This is a genomic window from Thermodesulfobacteriota bacterium (assembly GCA_040757775.1).
In the GTDB taxonomy this organism is placed as follows: Bacteria; Desulfobacterota; UBA8473; order UBA8473; family UBA8473; genus UBA8473.
The window spans coordinates 189,257-207,412 of sequence record JBFLWQ010000003.1 but is presented as its reverse complement, the minus strand read 5'-3'; the positions used below and the strand labels follow the sequence as shown (position 1 = coordinate 207,412).

Here is an 18,156-nt window from a genome sequence, read left to right as displayed (position 1 = left end):
TACACGCAGGACATTCAAGGTATTCTCCCTCTTTGTCCTGTTTTGTACACCCTTCACCAATTTTCTCAACGCTTTTTCCATCTTCATCCTGGTATTTATAGTTCATTTCAGGACAATATACCCATTCCCCACATTGAGAACAATAAAAATTCTCGGCAATAACTTTTATATAACTAATGGTCAACATAAGGACCTCTTTAAGATTGCAACAAGAACTTGTTTTTCGAGGACAGGAATACGTTAAAATTAGCCTTCTGGAATTCTGCTAATTCTGGGCATAATTCTTAATTCTGGGTACACAATACTCAATTATTGACAATAGAGATTTTCGATAGCATTATCTGACTATGGTTTCAGAGATATTCAGAATTCTTACCTTTGATACTTTACAATCCTTGCAAAATCATCAGCTTTCAAACTTGCCCCTCCAACTAACGCCCCGTCTATATTCGGCTTTGCCATCAGTCCGTCTATATTATCGGGTTTTACACTTCCACCGTACAGGATTCTTATACTGTCTGCGGTATCCTTATAAATTTCCTTTAAAAGCTTTCTTATAGAACTGTGAACCTCTTCAGCCTGCTCACCGGTCGCTGTCCTGCCTGTACCTATAGCCCATACAGGCTCGTAGGCAATGATTACATCTTCCATGTCTGAAGGAGAAAAACCTGACAGCCCACTTTTAATCTGTGTTTCAATTATATTAAAAGTCTCTCCTGCCTCTCTCTGTTGAAGGGTCTCCCCTACGCAAAAGATAGGTATAAGACCATGCTGCAGGGAACTCTTTATTTTTTTATTAACAGTTTCATCGGTTTCACTAAAGTACTGCCTGCGTTCAGAGTGGCCGATAATGACATACTCGCATCCAATATCTAACAGCATCTTTGGAGACACAGCACCTGTATATGCCCCTTCCTCCTCCCAGAATACATCCTGAGCTGAAACGTGAATATTGGAGCCTTTTACCTCCTGGGCCACATGATAGATTGCTAAAAAAGGAGGGGCAACCACAATTTCCAAATCTGTCACATCTGATACAAGACCCTTGAGATTGGATATTAAATCAACCGCCTCAGAAACGGTCTTATTCATCTTCCAATTTCCAGCGATAACTGCTTTTCTCACTATTAAACCCATCTTGAACTGTACCTTTAAGGTTACTTTTGGTTCCTCAATGCCTCGATTCCGGGGAGTTGCTTGCCCTCCAGCAAATTTATAAAGGCGCCTCCACCAGTGGATATATAGGATATATTGCTTAATTCTCCAGCTCTGTGAACAGCTACATCTGTGTCTCCACCACCAACAATAGTCAGTGCATAAGAATTGGCAACATGACTTACCATTGCTAATGTTCCTCTGCTAAACGCGTCCATCTCAAATGCCCCCATAGGCCCATTCCAGATAATGGTCTTGGCATCCTGCAGGGCTTGAGCAAAAAGTGTGGTGGTAGCAGGACCAATATCCAAAGCCATCCAGCCTTTGGGAATTTCCTGGAATGTAGTGATCTTGGTCTCTGCCTCAGGGTCAAACCTGTCTGCAACAACACAATCTACAGGCAGGTAAAACTTTACTTTTCTTTTCTTTGCAGATTTTAAAATCCTCTGTGCTGTATCTATTAATGTGTCTTCAACCAACGATTTTCCAACATCATATCCAAGGGCTTTAAGAAAGGTGAATGCCATCCCTCCCCCAACTATTAACTTATCCACTTTCTTGATAACATTTTCCAACGCAGCCAGTTTATTTGAAACCTTGGCACCCCCTATGATAGCCACCAGTGGTCTGGCTGGATTATCCATCGCTCTGGCAAAGTAATTAAGCTCTTTTTTCATCAAAAATCCAGCGCCGCATACATCGAAGAATCTGGTTACGGCAACTACCGAGGCATGGGGTCTGTGAGACATAGCAAAGGCGTCATTGATATACACGTCTGCTAACCTGGCTAACTCTTTTGCAAAACTCTCATCATTTTTCTCTTCTTCGATATGAAATCTAAGGTTCTCCAGGAGAACAACATAATTTGAGTTCATATCATCAACAATCTTCTCTACATCATTACCAATACAGTCTTTGGCCATAACAACATCTTTTTTTAATAATCTCCTAAGTCTTCTTGCTACCGGTTCCAAACTCAGTTTTTCATCAACCTTACCTTTTGGCCTACCCATATGGGATGCCAGAATCACCTTGGCACCTTCATCGAGGGCATAATTTATGGTTGGAAGGACTCCTCTTATTCTGGTATCATCAGTAATATTGCCCATCTCATCAAGCGGAACATTGAAATCAACCCTTATAAGTAATCTTTTCCCACTAATATCCAGGTCGTTTATATATCTTATCGGCACGCCATCCTCCTCCCTGTTTAATTTAGTTTCTCTCCCATATAGGCAGCAAGGTCAATCATTCTGTTAGAAAACCCGCTTTCATTATCATACCATGCTAATACCTTTACCATGTTTCCACCCATGACGCTGGTTGTTGGTGCATCTACAATAGATGAAAAAGCGCTGCTTGTAAAATCAACAGAAACCAGTTCCTCATCACAATACAAAAGGATACCCTTTAGATCTCCCTCTGATGCCTTTTTTAACGCACCATTTACCTCTTCCACGGTTACATTTCTGCTGAGATCAGCTACTAAATCAACCAGGGACACATTTGGTGTAGGCACCCTAATTGCCAATCCATCCAGTTTGCCTTTTAATTCAGGTATGACCTGGGCAACTGCCACAGCAGCACCGGTAGTTGTTGGAATCATAGATAAAGCTGCTGCCCTGGCTCTCCTTAAGTCCTTATGTGACCCATCCAGTAACCTCTGGTCCATAGTATAAGAATGGATTGTTGTCATTAATCCCTTCACTATACCAAAGTTTTCATGCAAAACTTTGGCAACAGGAGCCAGACAATTGGTAGTACAGGAGGCATTGGATACCACGTGGTGTTTCAAAGGGTTATAGCTGGATTCATTAACCCCATATACCAGAGTAGCATCAACTTCCTTACCGGGAGCTCCAATAATTACCTTCTTTGCCCCGGCAACAAGATGTTGTGAGGTGCTTTCCCTGTCTCGAAACTTACCTGTAGTCTCCATAACAATGTCAATTCCCAGTTCTTTCCAGGGAAGCTCGCTAACCTTACCGGTCACCTTTGTTGCCTTAATCTCTTTACCATTGACAACAATTGTATCACCTTTTTGTTTAATCTCGCCAGGGAAAGACCTGTGGATTGAATCGTATTTAAGAAGATGAGCAAGTGTCTTAGCGTCAGATCTGGCATTAACAGCCACTATGTCAACATCATTCCTGTCAACAGCCGCCCTGACGATATACCTCCCTATCCTCCCAAAACCATTAATAGCCAATTTTATAGCCATAATATGTTCCTCCTTACTATATATGAATTAAGAAAATTTCTGATTCTTCTCTTAAAAATAATTATTACTTTCATATCGCTGGTTGCATTGAACATTTGAATATTATTTTCCTGTCTAGGAATTCAGGGTTTCGCATTTTAGATTCGTTTAACATTCAAGGTTAAAGACAAGGTTTGATTCTCAGATTAGATAAACTGGAGAAGGTCTATCATCTTCTATATACCATGTACTCACCATGTACGCAACCAAAAAGTTAGTTGGGTAGAAGAGTATAACCAAACATGGTGGTAGCCAGCTTTATATAATCACATCCTGTACATTTTTAAGCCTCATAGATGCAGAAATAAAGGGCTAGAAAAAGATGAAAAAAAACTAGATTTTACCAGATAATTGAGGTATAGGTACGTGCATGGTTAAATAATAGTTGTTGCGAGTCTTTAAACCCTAAACACAAAGGGGTCAGCTATGAGGGCGTCTTTCCTTAGTTCCTGAGATTACAGAGGGCAAAAAGGAGGGCGCCTATTTTATTTCAGGAACATATTGGAGGAGAATAATGATAAAAAACATCCTCAAGAGTAATACCAGACGGTACCCTAATGCAAATGCTATAATTTTTAAAGACATACGATATACCTTCAGGGAATTCAATGAGCGTATCAATAGCCTTGCAAACGCACTGATGGATATGGGCTTGAGTAAGGGCGATTGGGTGGCTATGATTGCTGATGATTGCTTTCAGCATGTGGAATTGTTTTGGGCAGGGGCAAAGATAGGAGTGGCGACATCAGTACTAAATCCAGCTTTACACGAAAAGGACTTTTTTCACCTGATCATTAATGGCAAAGCCGCTGCTGTAGTCTGCGGTAATAAGTATCGTAATCTGGTGGAATCACTACGCCCTACCCTCGAAAGTGCAAAAGGCTATATTACTCTTGGCCCATCAGACAAGGGCTTTGTGGGCTATGAGGAACTCATATCGACGTCTTCGTCTCGTGAGCCAGACATTGAGATTAATGAAAACGATTTACTCTACTTCGCCAATACGAGCGGGACAACCGGCATCTCAAAGCAGGTGGTGCACACGCATAAAAGTCTTTTTGCAACTGCCCTGATGGATTTAGATGCAATGAACTATGATATGAGTCCTGGGGGTGTTAGCCTTGTTGGCGGTCCTCATTTCTGGGCATATTTACTTCCAAGAATAACAATACCCTGCTTTTATATGGGTTGTACCCTGGCTATCCCATCTGACCTCACACCTAAAGGTTTTCTCCAGACCATTGAAAAGGAGAAAGTAACTAACTTAACCACAGGCACCGCATTTTTACAGCAGATTATGGATTATCCTGACCTTGATAAGTATGACTACTCCAGCTTGCGCCGTATATTTATATTTGGATATTATCCTCCAGAGGTGTGGCGAAGAGCGGTAGAGTTATTTGGAAATATCTTTGTAGTGGGGTATGGTCTAAGTGAGATAGGGCTAATCACTTTTCTTCCCCCTGAGGACTTCATCTTCGAAGGCCCGCCAGAAAAGGTGAGAAGATTGAAGTCCTGTGGCAGAGAAGCCCTATGTGTTGATGCAAGAGTGGTGGATGATCAAGGAGAGGATGTTCAACCAGGTCAGGTTGGTGAGATTATTGCTAAGGGACCTGACATAATGAAAGGCTATTGGACTGCACCTGAAGCTACGGCACAGACTATAAGAGGAGGCTACGTCTACACCGGTGACCTGGCCACGGTAGATGAGGAGGGATATATCTACCTTGCTGGCAGGAAGAAGGATAGCATCACCACTCAGGGGAGGATGGTCTTACCTTCAGAGATAGAAGAAATCATATTGCAGCATCCGCAGGTTTTTGAGGCAGCAGTAATAGGTATACCAGATGAAAAACTGGGCGAGGCAATTAAAGCCATCGTAGTAAAGAGAGGAGGAGCGGTCGCTGAGGAAGAGATAATTATACTCTGTCAGAAAAACCTTCCTGACTATGCAGTTCCGAGATCGGTAGATTTTACCGAAAGCTTACCAAAAACCGCATCAGGTAGGGTGCAGAGATACAAATTACGAGAGAAATACTTATAACTACAGGCTTCTTCTCAACATTGAGGAAACAATGACCACCCTTTAAAGGGAGAAAAAGAGGGATACATACAAAAGGAGACAGACTAAAAACTGAGAAAAGGAGTAGAGTATGTCGGCAATCGATGAAGTAAGGGAATGGCTTGAGGAATTCAAGAAAGACGGCTCAATAAGAACGGATTTCCCGCCACATGCCGGTGAAGAGTGTTACAATCCTGTCGAGTGTGCTCCGCGAGAACGGATAGAGGAACTCAGGGACAAGCACCTTCGTCACATAGTTAAGTGGGCTTACGAGAAATCAGAATTTTATCATAAAATGTGGGATAAGACGGGGGTAAGGCCCCAGGACATCAGAACGTATGACGACCTGGAGAAGCTACCCGTTTGGAGGAAGGACCAGCAGAGAAAGGATGAACTGGAGAATCCGTTCTTTGGATCGCGGGTGGTAAAAGAGCTTATACCCCACGTTCCTGCACTTTACCGTTCAACTGGAACCACAGGCAAACCAACATTGCACCCCTGGATACCTGAGGACACAGAAGCGATAGAAGAGTCACGCGCCCGATGGGTGTGGTCAGGAGGTGGCAGGACAGGGGGCGCCTTCGTAGATTTTGCACCGGCAGCTAAGGGTTCATTGATAAAGATAATGACTGGCGTGGCGAGAAGAGTCGGTCTTCTCCATTACCATGAGGAAATATTTGGCTACCAGGCCGATCCAGCAGCAAGCGCTGCGTTCCAGCTTGAACTGGGAGAGTTTTACAGGCCTCTGTGTACTTTTATGGCTCCAGAATTTCTGATCACATTGGGCGAGCAGTTCAAGAGAATGGGTAAGGAAAACCCTTACGATGCAGTGCTCCCTGGCGGGACACCCTTGTCTTCCAGGTTGCGGCAGGAATTACGCTCACTTTACAAGAAGCCGAGGGGGTTTCCTAATATAACAGGTGCCTATGAAAGTGGAGTTGCTACAGAATGCCTTTTTTCGGCTGAGAAGGGGTTAGATCTCTTTCACAATAGCGAAGACCTGGCTGTATTTGAGGTTGTGAAACCTGGAACCGGGCAGAGGGTTGCTTTTGGGGAACGGGGCGAGCTTGTAACTACCAATTTCTTCAATCACATTGCACCCTTTATCAGGTTTGGTATGGAAGATGTTTTTGAGAACTCGTTCACGACTGAGCCATGTCCCTACTGTGGCAGGACACTAAAGACCTGGCTCAAACCCATTCCCGGACGCCTGAAGGACATCTTCAATGTAAAAGGCAAAGAGTTGATGCCCTGGGATGTGGAGGTAATTATTGGAGACATCCCGGATACTACCCTGATCTATCAATTGATTCTTGATAGCTGGGACATGGAGAGGCTTGAGCTAAAGGTGGAAACAGTAAGAAGGCTGCCTGATCCCCAGTATCAGAGAGAGATTAAGTCCACTCTTGAGAACAGATTAGAAATTCCTGTGGATGTCGAGGTGATTTCAGCAGGAACTATTCCCATGGCCCCGGGTGGCTATAAGGTGATCAAGGTAGTGGACAGGAGACCGAAAAAGACTTCTTTGTAAAACATTGGCATCGTTGATATAGCTTCACATAAAGGGTTCAGAAAAGGATAAAAAGACTGCTTGATTTCTCTGATGCCATCGCTACATAAGCCATGTGTTAATTTTCTGAGTCTTTCAGACCAGCAAAAAGAACAGTCATATAAATCTCAAGTATGATGCAACAAGAAAGGAGTTTAATTATGATCCATACAGCTATCTGTGATCTTCTCAAAATTAAATATCCCATTATCCTCGGCGGGATGGGATGGGTAGGTACTCCGGAATTCGCTGCAACGGTATCGAATGCTGGAGGATTGGGGATTTTGGCAAGCGGTACTGTACCACTGGAAGAACTTAGAGGGTCAATCCAAAAGATTAGAGACCTGACAGATAAACCATTTGGAGTAAATTTAGTTATGTGGGAGTTTATGTTACAGGGCAAGCTCGAGATAGTGTGTGAAGAACAGGTACCGGTAATAACGACTGGCGTTTCAGATCCCCAGAAAGTTTTCCCGTTGGCTTCACAGCACGGGGTAAAGATCCTTCCCGTCGTTCCCTCAGTGAGACATGCCCTGAGGTTAGAGGCAGAAGGGGCGTCCGCAATCATAGCTTCTGGCTGTGAGGGCGGAGGTCATGTGGGGGGAATCGCAACACTTCCACTGGTGCCCCAGGTAGTAGATGCAGTGAAGGTACCGGTGATCGCAGCAGGTGGTTTTGGAGACGCCAGAGGATTTGTCGCCGCTCTCGCAATGGGTGCATGTGGGATTCAGATGGGAACCCGTTTCATGGTGGCGGAGGAATCCCCCTGTCATCCTAATCTCAAGGATTTTATCATCAGAGCTTCCATAGAAGATACTGTTGTGACAGGACAAGTCACAGGCACTCCCATGAGAGCGATTAGAAACCGTTTCACGGATGAATGGCTTGACAAAGAGAGTATGGGAATTTCCGGAGATGATATAAGAAAATTTGGAATGGGCAAAATCAGAAAAGGGCTTATCGAAGGAGATATGGTTAACGGGTCAATTCCGGGTGGGCAGGTTGCAGGGATGATAAAGAAGTCTCAAAGTGTCAAGGAGATAATAGAAGAGATCGTATTTGGTGCCGAAGAGATCATTTCCAGGTTAAAACAGCTCGTAAGCTAGAACGAAAAGGTAGATTCCATTATGGACATGGAAGGACAGCACGGGAAAAAATCAATGAAATTCTTGAAGAAGAAAAAACTGGTGTCTGCCTAGATACGCGAGGCGGAAGCAGCACAACCGAGCTGCTTCCACTTAGTTTAAACGCTAATAGAAGAGAGGTGAAATATGAAAATGAAAAGAAGGTTATTTGTGGCAATCGGATTGTTAGGCAGTATTTTTTTCATTACTGATTCACTCAGTCATGCAAAGGATATTAGGGGAGTAACGGATACCTTAATAAAAATAGGGTCAATAGGCGATCACACAGGGCCTACTGCGAATTTCACAGTTCCGGTTGTCGAAGCCAGCAAAAACTATTTTAGATACATAAACGATCAAGGGGGCATACACGGACGGAAGTTACAATTAATTGCAGAGGATTCCCGTTACTCCATTCCTACATCGATAGCTGCCTTTAAGAAGTTGTTATTTAAAGATCAAGTGCTGGCACTTTTAGGTCCTGTCTCTACCGGTGAGGCCAAGGTTCTGTTTCGACATATTGAGAAGAACAAGATTCCTGCGTTACCATATGCAGCTGATAGGTCCGTTATGGAACCGTACAAGAAGTACGTATTTCCCAACAGCGGCCTGTATGATGACGAATGGGGTGTAGTCTTCGGTTATATTTTTAACGAGTTGAAGCCCCAGAACCCAAAGATTTCTATCTGCTATTTAGATGCTGAATCGGGAAAAGTTGCCATGAGAGGAGCCGAAGAGTGGGCAAAGTTTTTTCACGTAAAGCTTCAGACAGAAGTAATTCCTACGAACTCCATTGATTTTACCTCTCAGGTTCTTTCAATGAAGAGAGCGGGAATAACTCACGCCTTAGTATTTCACGTTGGACCAGTAGCAGCCGCCCTGCTTAAAGGGTTAAAGAGCTATGATTTCGATATACCCGTCTTTGGAATCAGTGCTTCGACTACCGAGGATCTTATTACGATAAGTGGCGAGCAAGCAAAGAATTATACAGGTACCGCTCAATACAACTCATGGTATGAAGAAACTCCCGGAACGAAAAAGATGAGAGAGATAAGCATGAAGTATAATCAAGATGTTTTCAAGTCTTATGGAGTCAGAAGTTATTCTGTTGGGTGGACCAGGTCTCTTATTCTCTGCGAAGGGATTAAAAGAGCGGGGAAGGATTTAAATGTTGAAACATTGGTAAGTGCATTGGAAACACTAAAAGGCTTTGACACACAGGGCTTATGCGGGCTAATAAATTATACTCCAACGATACATCACACATTGCGTTACAGTAAGCTTTTTAAGGCTAACCCTCTAACTGGTAGATTCGTTGCTATTACGGATTGGAGGTTGCCACCGTCAACAAAATGACCAGGCAAAGAAGTAGGATTAAATTCTAATTAGTTGTAAATGAATGATAATTTGAGAACCGTCCACATGAACCCCTTAAAAGACGAGGCGGGAAATCCCTCAGGAATTATAGGACTTGCAATGGACGCTACCGAGCAAAGGCAGGCAGAAGATGCGATGAGGATAAAGGATAATGCCGTAGCATCGGCCATAAATGCGATTATTTTCTGTACTCTTAATGGGCAAATTACATACGTAAATGAATCTTTTATAAGAATGTGGGGATATAATAATGAAAAGGAGGCATTGGGAAGGCATCATTTAGAACTGTGGGATAGGAAAAAGAAGCCTTTGAAGGTGGTAGAAGCTACGTTGTCCAAAGGGAGCTGGATAGGAGAGCTTAAAGGCAAAAGAAGAGACGGTTCCCTATTCGATGTTCTGCTTTCGTCAAGCTTGGTTCGAAATAAGGCGGGTAAAGCGATATGTGTGATGGGTTCACTTTTAGATGTAACTGAAAACAAGAAAGCAGAAAGAATGTTGAAACAAAGAGAGGCAGATTTACAGATTAAGACTAAGAGTCTTGAGGAAGCGAATACTGCTTTAAAAGTCTTGCTGAAAAGAAGAGAAGAAGACAAAACGGAGATTGAGGAAAAAATGTTGGCCAATGTGAAAGAACTGGTAGCTCCCTTTTTGGATAAGTTGAAGAGTACCAAGTTGGATCGCAGGCAACTGGTATACATAGATATCCTTGAATCAAATCTCAAAAATATCATTTCACCATTTTCTCGGAAGTTATCGTCTACATATTTAAACCTTACCCCAACAGAAATTCAAGTAGCGAACCTTGTGAAACAAGGAAAGACTGCGAAAGAAATAGCAGAATTGATGAATGTATCTACATGGACAATTGATGCCCACAGAAAAAATGTAAGAGCGAAGATTGGAATAAACAACAAAAAAGCGAACCTTAGATCCTACCTGTTATCTCTATCATAATTGTAATTGTATCTAACCATTTTCTTGCCAATTATCTACTATTGACTTTTGCCCTTGGTGTGCTATACCGATTCATAAACACTCTCCTGGGGGTTATTATTTATTGCATTTAGATATCTCACAACAGTAAAAGCCTTTATCATTACTTGCATCATGTAACCGCGAAAGAATATGGACAGGATTGTATTTTGAAAACTGCAGTTTAGTCCAGGTGAGTTTCTGTTTTTGCTCAACAAATAAGAGAGGAGATGTTATTGTCAGAAACAAGAGATGAAGGGGTAAGATATGTTCTCCGAGAAGACCATAGATAAAGCAAAAGAATGCGGGGAAGAGTGGAGGAGAGAATATGAAAGGTATTACAAAGGCAGAAAACTCTCATTATTTACAGATTCCGGCATTGAGATAAAACCTGTATATATACCCGGAGATGTTGAGGAAACTCATGCCGAGCAGCTCACGATGCCCGGGGTTTATCCTTATACCAGGGGAACTTATCCTCTTATGTATCAGTTTTCTATGTGGACAACACAGCAGGGTTTGGGATACGGTACCCCTGAAAGGGCCCGTGAAAGGTACGACCTACTGAGAAGGCAAGGTCTTGACGCCCATGAGGGCATGGTTCCCCAATACTTTATTGCTCCTGATGCAGTTGTTCAGGAGGGCTATGACCCGGACAATCCTGCTGCCAAAGGGCAGGTTGGTCTTGTAGGAAGCAATTGGAGCAATACAAGGGACATGGAGGTACTCTTTCATGATCTTCCCCTGGATAAGACCGGGGTTGTATATGCAACGTATGATACATCTCTTCCAACACTAGCAATGTATCAGGTTACTGCTGAAAATATGGGGTTTCCTGCCCACAAGCTGCGTGGACATACTGTTGCCAACTTTTACAGACAAACCTGTTGGGACCTGCGTTCATTCTTGCCTGAGAATTCATTGAAGGTAGCCTCGGAGTATATAAAGTACTGCACTCAAAACATACCAATGTGGAGTCCTATTTCATTTCAGGGCTATGGTTTTCAGGAATCAGGGGCTACCCCTGTCCAGGAACTGGCTTTTATGGTAGCGACGGCAATAGCTTTTACAGAGGCAACGTTACAGTTGGGCATTCACGCAGATGAATTTGTCAACAGATATGGTTTTCATTTTGCAATAGATGATGATTTCTTTGAAGCAATAGCGAAGATGAGGGCTTTTAGAAGGATGTGGGCTCGAATTACGAAGGAGAGGTGGGGTTGCAGAAAACCTCAGTCTTATAAAGCCATCATTCAGGCGGAAACCGCAGGTACTTCCTTGACCGCCCAGCAGCCACTTAACAATATTGTCCGGGCAGGGATTCAGACTCTTGCCGCTGCATTGGGGGGTGCCACATCAATCTGGACTACCCATTATGATGAGGCATTATCGATACCTACAGAGGAATCAGCTACTCTCTGTTTGAGAACGCAGCAGATTATATACGAGGAGACAAACGTTGCAAAGGTTGTTGATCCTCTTGGGGGTTCCTATTATTTGGAGTGGTTGACCGACAGGGTAGAAGAAGAAGCCACAAAGCTCATACAGAGGATTGAGGAAATGGGATACGTCAATTGCTGGAAAGATGGCTGGATTCGTCGAGAGTTGGAGAGGTCTGCCTTTGAGTGGAGGCAGAAGATCGAGTCCGGGGAGAAGATAAAGGTCGGGGTGAACAAGTACCAGATTAAGGAGGAAATGGAGATAAACCTTCACAAGCCTGATCTTAAAGCAGAGGCAATAATGGTAGAGCGTGTGAAGAAGTTTCGTAAGGAGAGAGATTCTAAGAAGACAGAAGCCGCCCTGGCAGAGTTAAAAAAGGTGGCTATGGATGTGAGAGACAATTGGCCGAAGGCTAATGCAGAACTGATGCCATATCTTGTTGAGGCTGTGAGGGCAAACGCCACGTTAGAAGAATCCATGGGGGTATTAAAGGAAACCTTTGGCTGGAGTTATATTTACTAGGAGGTGTACGATGCTAAAGAAATTAATTACGAGCATTTATAAAACCTTTATGCTGTTTTTTGTTATTGGCTTTCTGGTATTTGTATTTACAAGGCTTGGCTACACAGAAGAGGGTAGAGGTGTAACCAATGACACTGTAAAGATCGGATTAATTGCTGATCAAACAGGCGTTGGAGCTCCTGTAGGGATCCCCCTAAAGGAAGCAACAAGGATATATTTTAGGCATATCAATGATACAGGAGGAATAAATGGAAGGAAAGTAATGATTATCCTGGAAGATGACCATTATACAATTCCTGGTTCATTTGCTGCTTTCAAAAAACTTCTCTTTAAAGATGTGGTTTTATCTATCCTTTATTGTGGAGGGACAGGTCAGACTCTAGCCCTTGCAAGGGAGATTGAGAAATATAAGGTCCCTGTGATACCAATAAGTCTTGCAGAGACTATGACAACTCCCTTAAAACGATATATCTTCAATGCTTCGGCCAGTTATGATGATGGCATAAAAATTATCATAGATTATATTATGAAAGATATGAAAGCAGAAAACCCGAAAATAGCCATAGTTTATCCAGACGTTGAGATAGGCAAAACCGGATTAAGGGCCGCTGAAAAATACCTTCCAAAATACAACATGGAATTAAGCGATAAAATAGTTGTTGCCCTTGGTGCTATCGATGCAACCTCTCAAGTGTTGAATTTAAAGAAATCGAAGCCAGATTACATAATTCTTCATAACGCTGTAGCTGGCGCTATTTCCTTTTTGAAAGACGCAAAAAAATATGATTTGAAAACTAAGATTATTGGGTCTATATATGTTAGTGAAGAGGCCATAGTAGAAGCTGCAGGTAGTGCATCAAAGGACGTTATTGCGGTTAGCCCCTTTGGTTATTGGTATGATGATACACCCGGAATGAGTCAACTGAGAAAAATTACTAAGAAGTATGAGCCCGAGACGAAGATGAAGACCAGAAGTTACATCCAGGGTTGGGTGACTTCGATGATCTGTGCTGAAGGAATGAACAGAGCAGGTCGAGGTTTAACGCCTGACACACTTGTAGATGCCTATGAGACCTTTGAAAACTTTAGCACTGGTGATATCTCAAATCCTGTTAGCTATAGTAAAAATAATCATAAAGGCGGAGAGGCTTACAAGTTCTATAAGGCCGATGTCGAAAAACAGACATGGACACCCATTTCTGGCTTCAGAAAACCAGCCTTCAAATGATAATTAAAGAAAATTCTATAATGTTTTATGATATGGGAACAAACGGATAGATGGGCAAAGACCAATTAAATTTTGTGCATGTGAATAAATCTCAGGTTGAGGAAGGAATTGGATGATTATGAAAATCCTACTGGGAAAGTGGGCTATGGACGCCCATGATAGAGGAGTGAAAACAATTGCACATACTCTTCGAGATGCAGGTTTCGAAGTTGTTTTTACCCGTTTTGAATTCCCTTCAGAGGCAGTAAGGGCAGCAGAGGAGGAGGATGTTGATATCATAGGTATCAGTTGTTCTATGGGAGAACACAGTTATTTTGCTTCGGAGATCCTCAGGCTAATGGGTGATAGAAAAATGAAGGGGATTCCCTTGATTTTTGGAGGAGTCATCTCGCCGAATGATTCAAGAGAGTTGCTCTGCCTTGGGGTTAAGGCTGTTTTTGGTCCTGGCACATCGCTTCAAGAGGTCTCAAAACATATTCACGACATGAAGGTTTACGTGGAAAAAGAGCGCCAGTCCCATAGTTCATGATGAATACGTTTGTTCTAATAGAGACAAAGAAAAACATGAGATAAGAGAGAAGATTTTGTAAAATCCCCCCTGTATTGAAAGTGTGTCACAATTAGTATATCAAGGCAAAATGTCATGCTGAATTTGTTTCAGCATCTAATAAAATCAATACGTCATGAGACCCTGAAACGAGTTCAGGGTGACAAAATATGTATTACAACACAGTCTCATTGTCTAATGGAAAGAGTTTAAAAAGACGAAAAAAGACTGGATTTTGTCTGATAATTAAGGTATAGGTAAGTGTATGGTTAGATAATAGTTGTTTTAAGTCCCTAAACCCTAAGCATAAAGGGGCAATTATGGAGGGCGTCTTTCTTTAAATCCTGGGATTACAGGGAGTGAAGAGGAAGGGCGCCTTTTTTGTTTTAAGGCATAAGCCGAAAGGATGTTCTTGTTATGTTTACCAAGATATGGCTAAGGTAGCAAGCAAAGGGGGTTAATGTCTAAAATGGAGAGTATTATGAAGATACCAGTAATTATCCTTACATTTGCATTACTATTGTTTGGGTGTGTTCATATTTCCAGTGAACTTTTACCTGAAACACAATTTGATAAAACTTCTCAAATAGCTATTTTGCCATTTGTTTGTAATGACGTGAATATTGGAACGATTATCCCTTATTCTATGACCCAAGAACTTTTAAAATCCAACATAAAAGTAGTAGAAAGGACTTATTTACAAAGCATATTGAGAGAGCAAGGATTGGATTTAACTGGTGCTTTACAAAAGGTGTCGTTAGAAAAAATAGGCAAACTAGCAGACTGTGATTATTTAATAGTCGGTTCTGTCGAAACATATAAACTTTGGTATGGATTTTTCCCTGCGACTGTATCGTGTAAAATGATTGATATAAAGACTGGTTCTATAACATGGACAGGTAGCTTTTATCAAAACATTATGTCTTTGGATCGTTTAGTTGCCGCGGAGATAGGTAAAAGGCTAGCTAAGGAATTGGTAAATAAGGTCTATAAACCCGAAACGTCTCACTAGATTCATAAGTCCACTAGGAACTCGAAACCCACTACAAGGAACCCTGGCAAATATAAGGGGCTATTAAAATGAAAAGAACTGTTTTGCTCACTGTTTTGCTCACTATTTTCCTTACAAGTAAATCAAGGAATAACATAGGGGTGATCGCGAGGACGTCTTTCCTTAATTAGCATCCTTTCTAGCTGAGGAGGTACAGTGTTCTGGACTGTAGTTTATCTCATAGCAGCTTTTGTTTCTCTGGTTTTTGCCATAAGAGCGTGTAATTATAAAAAATTTGGGCTCGTTGGTTTGTGTTTATCGTTTCTATTTTTGTATATCCTTATTCCTTCAGTACATTTATTTTATGAAAGATTTCATATTTCAAGGTCGGAAATAGACATAACTGCAAAAAAACCAATTGAACCAGCTTTATTCACTAGCCAACACAAGGTTCCAGGTCGTGTATTTGTTACTCAGGAATATCCAAATGCACAAGAACATAACTACCAGGAAAGTATTGACCTTCGTTCACATTCTGCAGTCATGAAATGGCAAAATTCTGAGCAGTCATTCTGGTTAGGTATAGGTAACTTAGGCAACACTAATTTTTCAAACCCTACTCTGTTCCTACACTTTTCAGGCAAAGTGGAAGTTAAATTTGACGCTACTAAGTCAAGGGGATGGACTGAAATAGACCCCAATATTTCATATGTTTACTCTGCCAAGGGGATATTACAGCCTAGTGTTTTAACTAGACTTAATCCATTATTGGTTAAGTTTCCGAAAGAAGGCATATACGAAGCGAAGTGTACTGTAACAGGTGATAACACTCCACCAATAACGGCTGATTTCAAAATTGATGTACGAAAATGAAGGCAAGGATACAACGAGGATACAAAAGTGCAGTAGTAGAAAGAGACTGTTATCTTCTTGAATGTGGGAGATAAATAGAGAAGAACCCATTGAGGGTAGGGGTTGTGAAGGACCCCATGGAATATCTGTGGAGTAGTTATAGAGTATATGGTTATGGAAAGGAAGATGTTGGAGGAGAAAATCGATACCCTGGAAAATGAGGTAAAGAAATTCAGAAGGGAAGCAACCGGCTTCATCAAAATCCACTTTTTGCCTCATAAGCGTCTCCGGATTCCGTTAGATGCTGTATTGGAACCGGATGAGAATGGGTACATTGCGCGTACGACTGAAATTCCCCTGTACGGCAGTGGTGAGACTCCTGAAGATGCCGTAGATATGCTCAAACGGGAGATAGAATCTCTCCATAATAACCTGATGGAAGATGATCAGTACAGCGACGAGTGGCTCAGAATTAAAGTTTTTTTAAAGGATTACATTGCGGATTGATTCATGAAAAATAGTCAGTTCAATGCACATGATGTGAAACGTTGCTGTGAGGGTAAACTGGAGATTGCATTCCTGGATGGTCATGAATTTAATGGTTGGTTCAAGCTGGGAGATATAAAGATAGCACGAATCACTGTACCGAAAGGAAGAAAAGGACTTCCTCTAAAAACATATAAATCCATGGCCAAGCAATTAAAATTGACTGTTGAGGAATTTGACGATTTGCTGGAATGCCCTCTGGACAGGCAGAAATATGAGGGCATTATAAAAGAACAGATATCAGAGTCCTGAAAAAAGGCATTGAAATAGATTTAGTTACCGAAAAACCCCGTTTCTTAAAAAAGAGATGGGGTTTTTAATTTTGTTTTTGGACAAAGGGAAAAGTGCTAGAAATGGTGCCGAAGAGGGGACTCGAACCCCTACGAGGAACCCCTCACTAGACCCTGAACCTAGCGCGTCTACCAGTTCCGCCACTTCGGCATAGAAAGTACTTCAGAAACAACTGGAAAGAAATTAATGAGTTGCAAAATCCATATTTTTAACTTATACTTTATACCCTTGGAGTTGTCAAGCCGATTCTGTTTTTAGCTTGTATGTCAGCTCTTATCACCAGGAAAATCCGGAAGGAAATGATTCAATGGAAATCATACGAGGAACCGCAAATTTAAAGAAAAAATTTAACACACCAGTTATAACCATAGGAAATTTTGATGGCATTCACCTGGGACACCAAAAAATCTTTAAGGAGGTAAAACAAAGGAGCTCTGAATTGAAAGGAGATTCGATAGTCTACACTTTTGAACCCCATCCTTTAAATATACTGTCTCCCCATAAGAAAGTTCCCTTAATTACTTCCTTTTCAGAAAAGATAAAGTTAATCGAAGAATCGGGGATTGATATTGTAATTTGCGAAGATTTTACCCGTGAATATGCCAATCTGTCTCCAAGACAATTTGTGAAAGATATCCTTATGGATAAGATCGGGGGCAGGGCTGTTTTTGTCGGTCATGATTATGCCTTTGGGAAAGGAAGAAAAGGGAATATTGATACCCTGAAACAGCTGGGTGAAGAATTCGATTTTGAAGTACACGTTGTAGATGCCGTTAAAGTGGATGATGTCCTCGTTAGCAGCACAAAGATCAGGGATAGCATCCACAAGGGAGATGTAAAAAAGGTTGCTGGCTTCTTGGGAAGAAACTACTCAATCTCGGGGAAGGTAGGGAGGGGTAGAGACAGAGGGAAGGGCCTGGGTTTTCCTACGGCAAATCTCAAATCAGTTGAAGAAATCCATCCTAAACCGGGGATATATGTAGTTCATGTATTTTATGGAGATCATCCTTACCAGGGGGTTGTAAATATCGGCTTTAACCCTACCTTTGCAGATGGTACCCTTTCTATCGAAGTGCATATCCTGGATTTTAATAAAGACATATATGACGAAAACATCAAGGTATCCTTTGTAGAAAGGCTGAGAGACGAGAAAGCCTTCGATAGTCCTGAAACACTTGTCGAGCAGATAAAAAAGGATGTGGAAAGGACCAGAGAGATATTTAATAAGCTATAGATGATA

The 18,156-nt window shown here is 41.8% G+C and carries 17 protein-coding genes and 1 tRNA gene; 13 read left to right on the top strand and 5 right to left on the bottom strand.

The window, feature by feature from the left end; all coding sequences use genetic code 11:
• The 4 genes from AB1401_03530 to gap all read right to left on the bottom strand — a co-directional run.
• Window positions 1-187 (bottom strand): hypothetical protein (locus AB1401_03530; GenBank protein MEW6614531.1); only part of this gene is annotated, 187 nt, incomplete at its 3' end.
• Window positions 188-372: 185 nt separating this feature from the next.
• Complete coding sequence (gene tpiA / locus AB1401_03525; GenBank protein ID MEW6614530.1) at window positions 373-1,125, bottom strand: triose-phosphate isomerase; 753 nt, start codon at window positions 1,123-1,125, stop codon at window positions 373-375.
• Window positions 1,126-1,157: 32 nt separating this feature from the next.
• Window positions 1,158-2,348: a phosphoglycerate kinase gene (locus AB1401_03520; protein ID MEW6614529.1), complete on the bottom strand. Its 1,191-nt coding sequence runs from the start codon at window positions 2,346-2,348 to the stop codon at window positions 1,158-1,160.
• A 17-nt stretch (window positions 2,349-2,365) separates the two neighbouring features.
• Window positions 2,366-3,376 carry a type I glyceraldehyde-3-phosphate dehydrogenase gene (gap, locus tag AB1401_03515; protein ID MEW6614528.1) on the bottom strand — a complete coding sequence of 337 codons (1,011 nt, stop codon included), beginning with the start codon at window positions 3,374-3,376 and terminating at the stop codon, window positions 2,366-2,368.
• 553 nt (window positions 3,377-3,929) lie between these two features.
• On the opposite strand from gap, the gene AB1401_03510 reads away from it, so the two are divergent.
• The 12 genes from AB1401_03510 (at window position 3,930) to AB1401_03455 (ending at window position 16,877) form a co-directional block, all read left to right on the top strand.
• Window positions 3,930-5,459 (top strand): AMP-binding protein, encoded by a 1,530-nt coding sequence (locus AB1401_03510; GenBank protein MEW6614527.1) that lies wholly within the window; start codon window positions 3,930-3,932, stop codon window positions 5,457-5,459.
• Between the two features lie 109 nt (window positions 5,460-5,568).
• Window positions 5,569-7,008: a hypothetical protein gene (locus AB1401_03505; protein ID MEW6614526.1), complete on the top strand. Its 1,440-nt coding sequence runs from the start codon at window positions 5,569-5,571 to the stop codon at window positions 7,006-7,008.
• A gap of 179 nt (window positions 7,009-7,187) precedes the next feature.
• On the top strand, window positions 7,188-8,132 hold the full coding sequence (locus tag AB1401_03500; GenBank protein ID MEW6614525.1) for a nitronate monooxygenase: 945 nt from the start codon (window positions 7,188-7,190) through the stop codon (window positions 8,130-8,132).
• Between the two features lie 171 nt (window positions 8,133-8,303).
• Window positions 8,304-9,506 (top strand): ABC transporter substrate-binding protein, encoded by a 1,203-nt coding sequence (locus AB1401_03495; GenBank protein ID MEW6614524.1) that lies wholly within the window; start codon window positions 8,304-8,306, stop codon window positions 9,504-9,506.
• Between the two features lie 66 nt (window positions 9,507-9,572).
• On the top strand, window positions 9,573-10,481 hold the full coding sequence (locus AB1401_03490) for a PAS domain S-box protein (protein MEW6614523.1): 909 nt from the start codon (window positions 9,573-9,575) through the stop codon (window positions 10,479-10,481).
• A 285-nt stretch (window positions 10,482-10,766) separates the two neighbouring features.
• Window positions 10,767-12,461 (top strand): methylmalonyl-CoA mutase family protein, encoded by a 1,695-nt coding sequence (locus AB1401_03485; protein MEW6614522.1) that lies wholly within the window; start codon window positions 10,767-10,769, stop codon window positions 12,459-12,461.
• Window positions 12,439-13,689, top strand: coding sequence for an ABC transporter substrate-binding protein (locus AB1401_03480; GenBank protein ID MEW6614521.1), 1,251 nt, complete (start codon window positions 12,439-12,441; stop codon window positions 13,687-13,689). Before AB1401_03485 ends, AB1401_03480 begins: the two co-directional genes overlap by 23 nt.
• A gap of 112 nt (window positions 13,690-13,801) precedes the next feature.
• On the top strand, window positions 13,802-14,218 hold the full coding sequence (locus AB1401_03475) for a cobalamin-dependent protein (protein ID MEW6614520.1): 417 nt from the start codon (window positions 13,802-13,804) through the stop codon (window positions 14,216-14,218).
• A 499-nt stretch (window positions 14,219-14,717) separates the two neighbouring features.
• Entirely contained in the window at window positions 14,718-15,248 is a 531-nt protein-coding gene (locus AB1401_03470; protein ID MEW6614519.1) for a GNA1162 family protein, read from the top strand.
• A gap of 195 nt (window positions 15,249-15,443) precedes the next feature.
• Window positions 15,444-16,100 carry a hypothetical protein gene (locus AB1401_03465; GenBank protein ID MEW6614518.1) on the top strand — a complete coding sequence of 219 codons (657 nt, stop codon included), beginning with the start codon at window positions 15,444-15,446 and terminating at the stop codon, window positions 16,098-16,100.
• 153 nt (window positions 16,101-16,253) lie between these two features.
• Window positions 16,254-16,586, top strand: a complete 333-nt coding sequence (locus AB1401_03460) for a hypothetical protein (GenBank protein ID MEW6614517.1) — start codon at window positions 16,254-16,256, stop codon at window positions 16,584-16,586.
• A 3-nt stretch (window positions 16,587-16,589) separates the two neighbouring features.
• Window positions 16,590-16,877 carry a hypothetical protein gene (locus AB1401_03455; GenBank protein MEW6614516.1) on the top strand — a complete coding sequence of 96 codons (288 nt, stop codon included), beginning with the start codon at window positions 16,590-16,592 and terminating at the stop codon, window positions 16,875-16,877.
• A 102-nt stretch (window positions 16,878-16,979) separates the two neighbouring features.
• On the opposite strand, the gene AB1401_03450 is transcribed toward AB1401_03455, so the two are convergent.
• A tRNA-Leu gene (locus tag AB1401_03450) sits at window positions 16,980-17,066 on the bottom strand.
• A gap of 157 nt (window positions 17,067-17,223) precedes the next feature.
• On the opposite strand from AB1401_03450, the gene AB1401_03445 reads away from it, so the two are divergent.
• Window positions 17,224-18,150 carry a bifunctional riboflavin kinase/FAD synthetase gene (locus AB1401_03445; GenBank protein MEW6614515.1) on the top strand — a complete coding sequence of 309 codons (927 nt, stop codon included), beginning with the start codon at window positions 17,224-17,226 and terminating at the stop codon, window positions 18,148-18,150.
• The last annotated feature ends 6 nt before the right edge of the window (window positions 18,151-18,156 follow it).

Bases quoted from the DNA above. Each gene is read 5' to 3' on its own strand.
- AB1401_03445 (MEW6614515.1), top strand. From the start codon at position 17,224: ATGGAAATCATACGAGGAACCGCAAATTTAAAGAAAAAATTTAACACA.
- AB1401_03500 (MEW6614525.1), top strand. From the start codon at position 7,188: ATGATCCATACAGCTATCTGTGATCTTCTCAAAATTAAATATCCCATT.
- AB1401_03490 (MEW6614523.1), top strand. From the start codon at position 9,573: ATGAACCCCTTAAAAGACGAGGCGGGAAATCCCTCAGGAATTATAGGA.
- AB1401_03455 (MEW6614516.1), top strand. From the start codon at position 16,590: ATGAAAAATAGTCAGTTCAATGCACATGATGTGAAACGTTGCTGTGAG.
- AB1401_03510 (MEW6614527.1), top strand. From the start codon at position 3,930: ATGATAAAAAACATCCTCAAGAGTAATACCAGACGGTACCCTAATGCA.
- AB1401_03495 (MEW6614524.1), top strand. From the start codon at position 8,304: ATGAAAAGAAGGTTATTTGTGGCAATCGGATTGTTAGGCAGTATTTTT.
- AB1401_03470 (MEW6614519.1), top strand. From the start codon at position 14,718: ATGAAGATACCAGTAATTATCCTTACATTTGCATTACTATTGTTTGGG.
- gap (MEW6614528.1), bottom strand. From the start codon at position 3,376: ATGGCTATAAAATTGGCTATTAATGGTTTTGGGAGGATAGGGAGGTAT.
- AB1401_03505 (MEW6614526.1), top strand. From the start codon at position 5,569: ATGTCGGCAATCGATGAAGTAAGGGAATGGCTTGAGGAATTCAAGAAA.
- AB1401_03475 (MEW6614520.1), top strand. From the start codon at position 13,802: ATGATTATGAAAATCCTACTGGGAAAGTGGGCTATGGACGCCCATGAT.
- AB1401_03460 (MEW6614517.1), top strand. From the start codon at position 16,254: ATGGAAAGGAAGATGTTGGAGGAGAAAATCGATACCCTGGAAAATGAG.
- AB1401_03485 (MEW6614522.1), top strand. From the start codon at position 10,767: ATGTTCTCCGAGAAGACCATAGATAAAGCAAAAGAATGCGGGGAAGAG.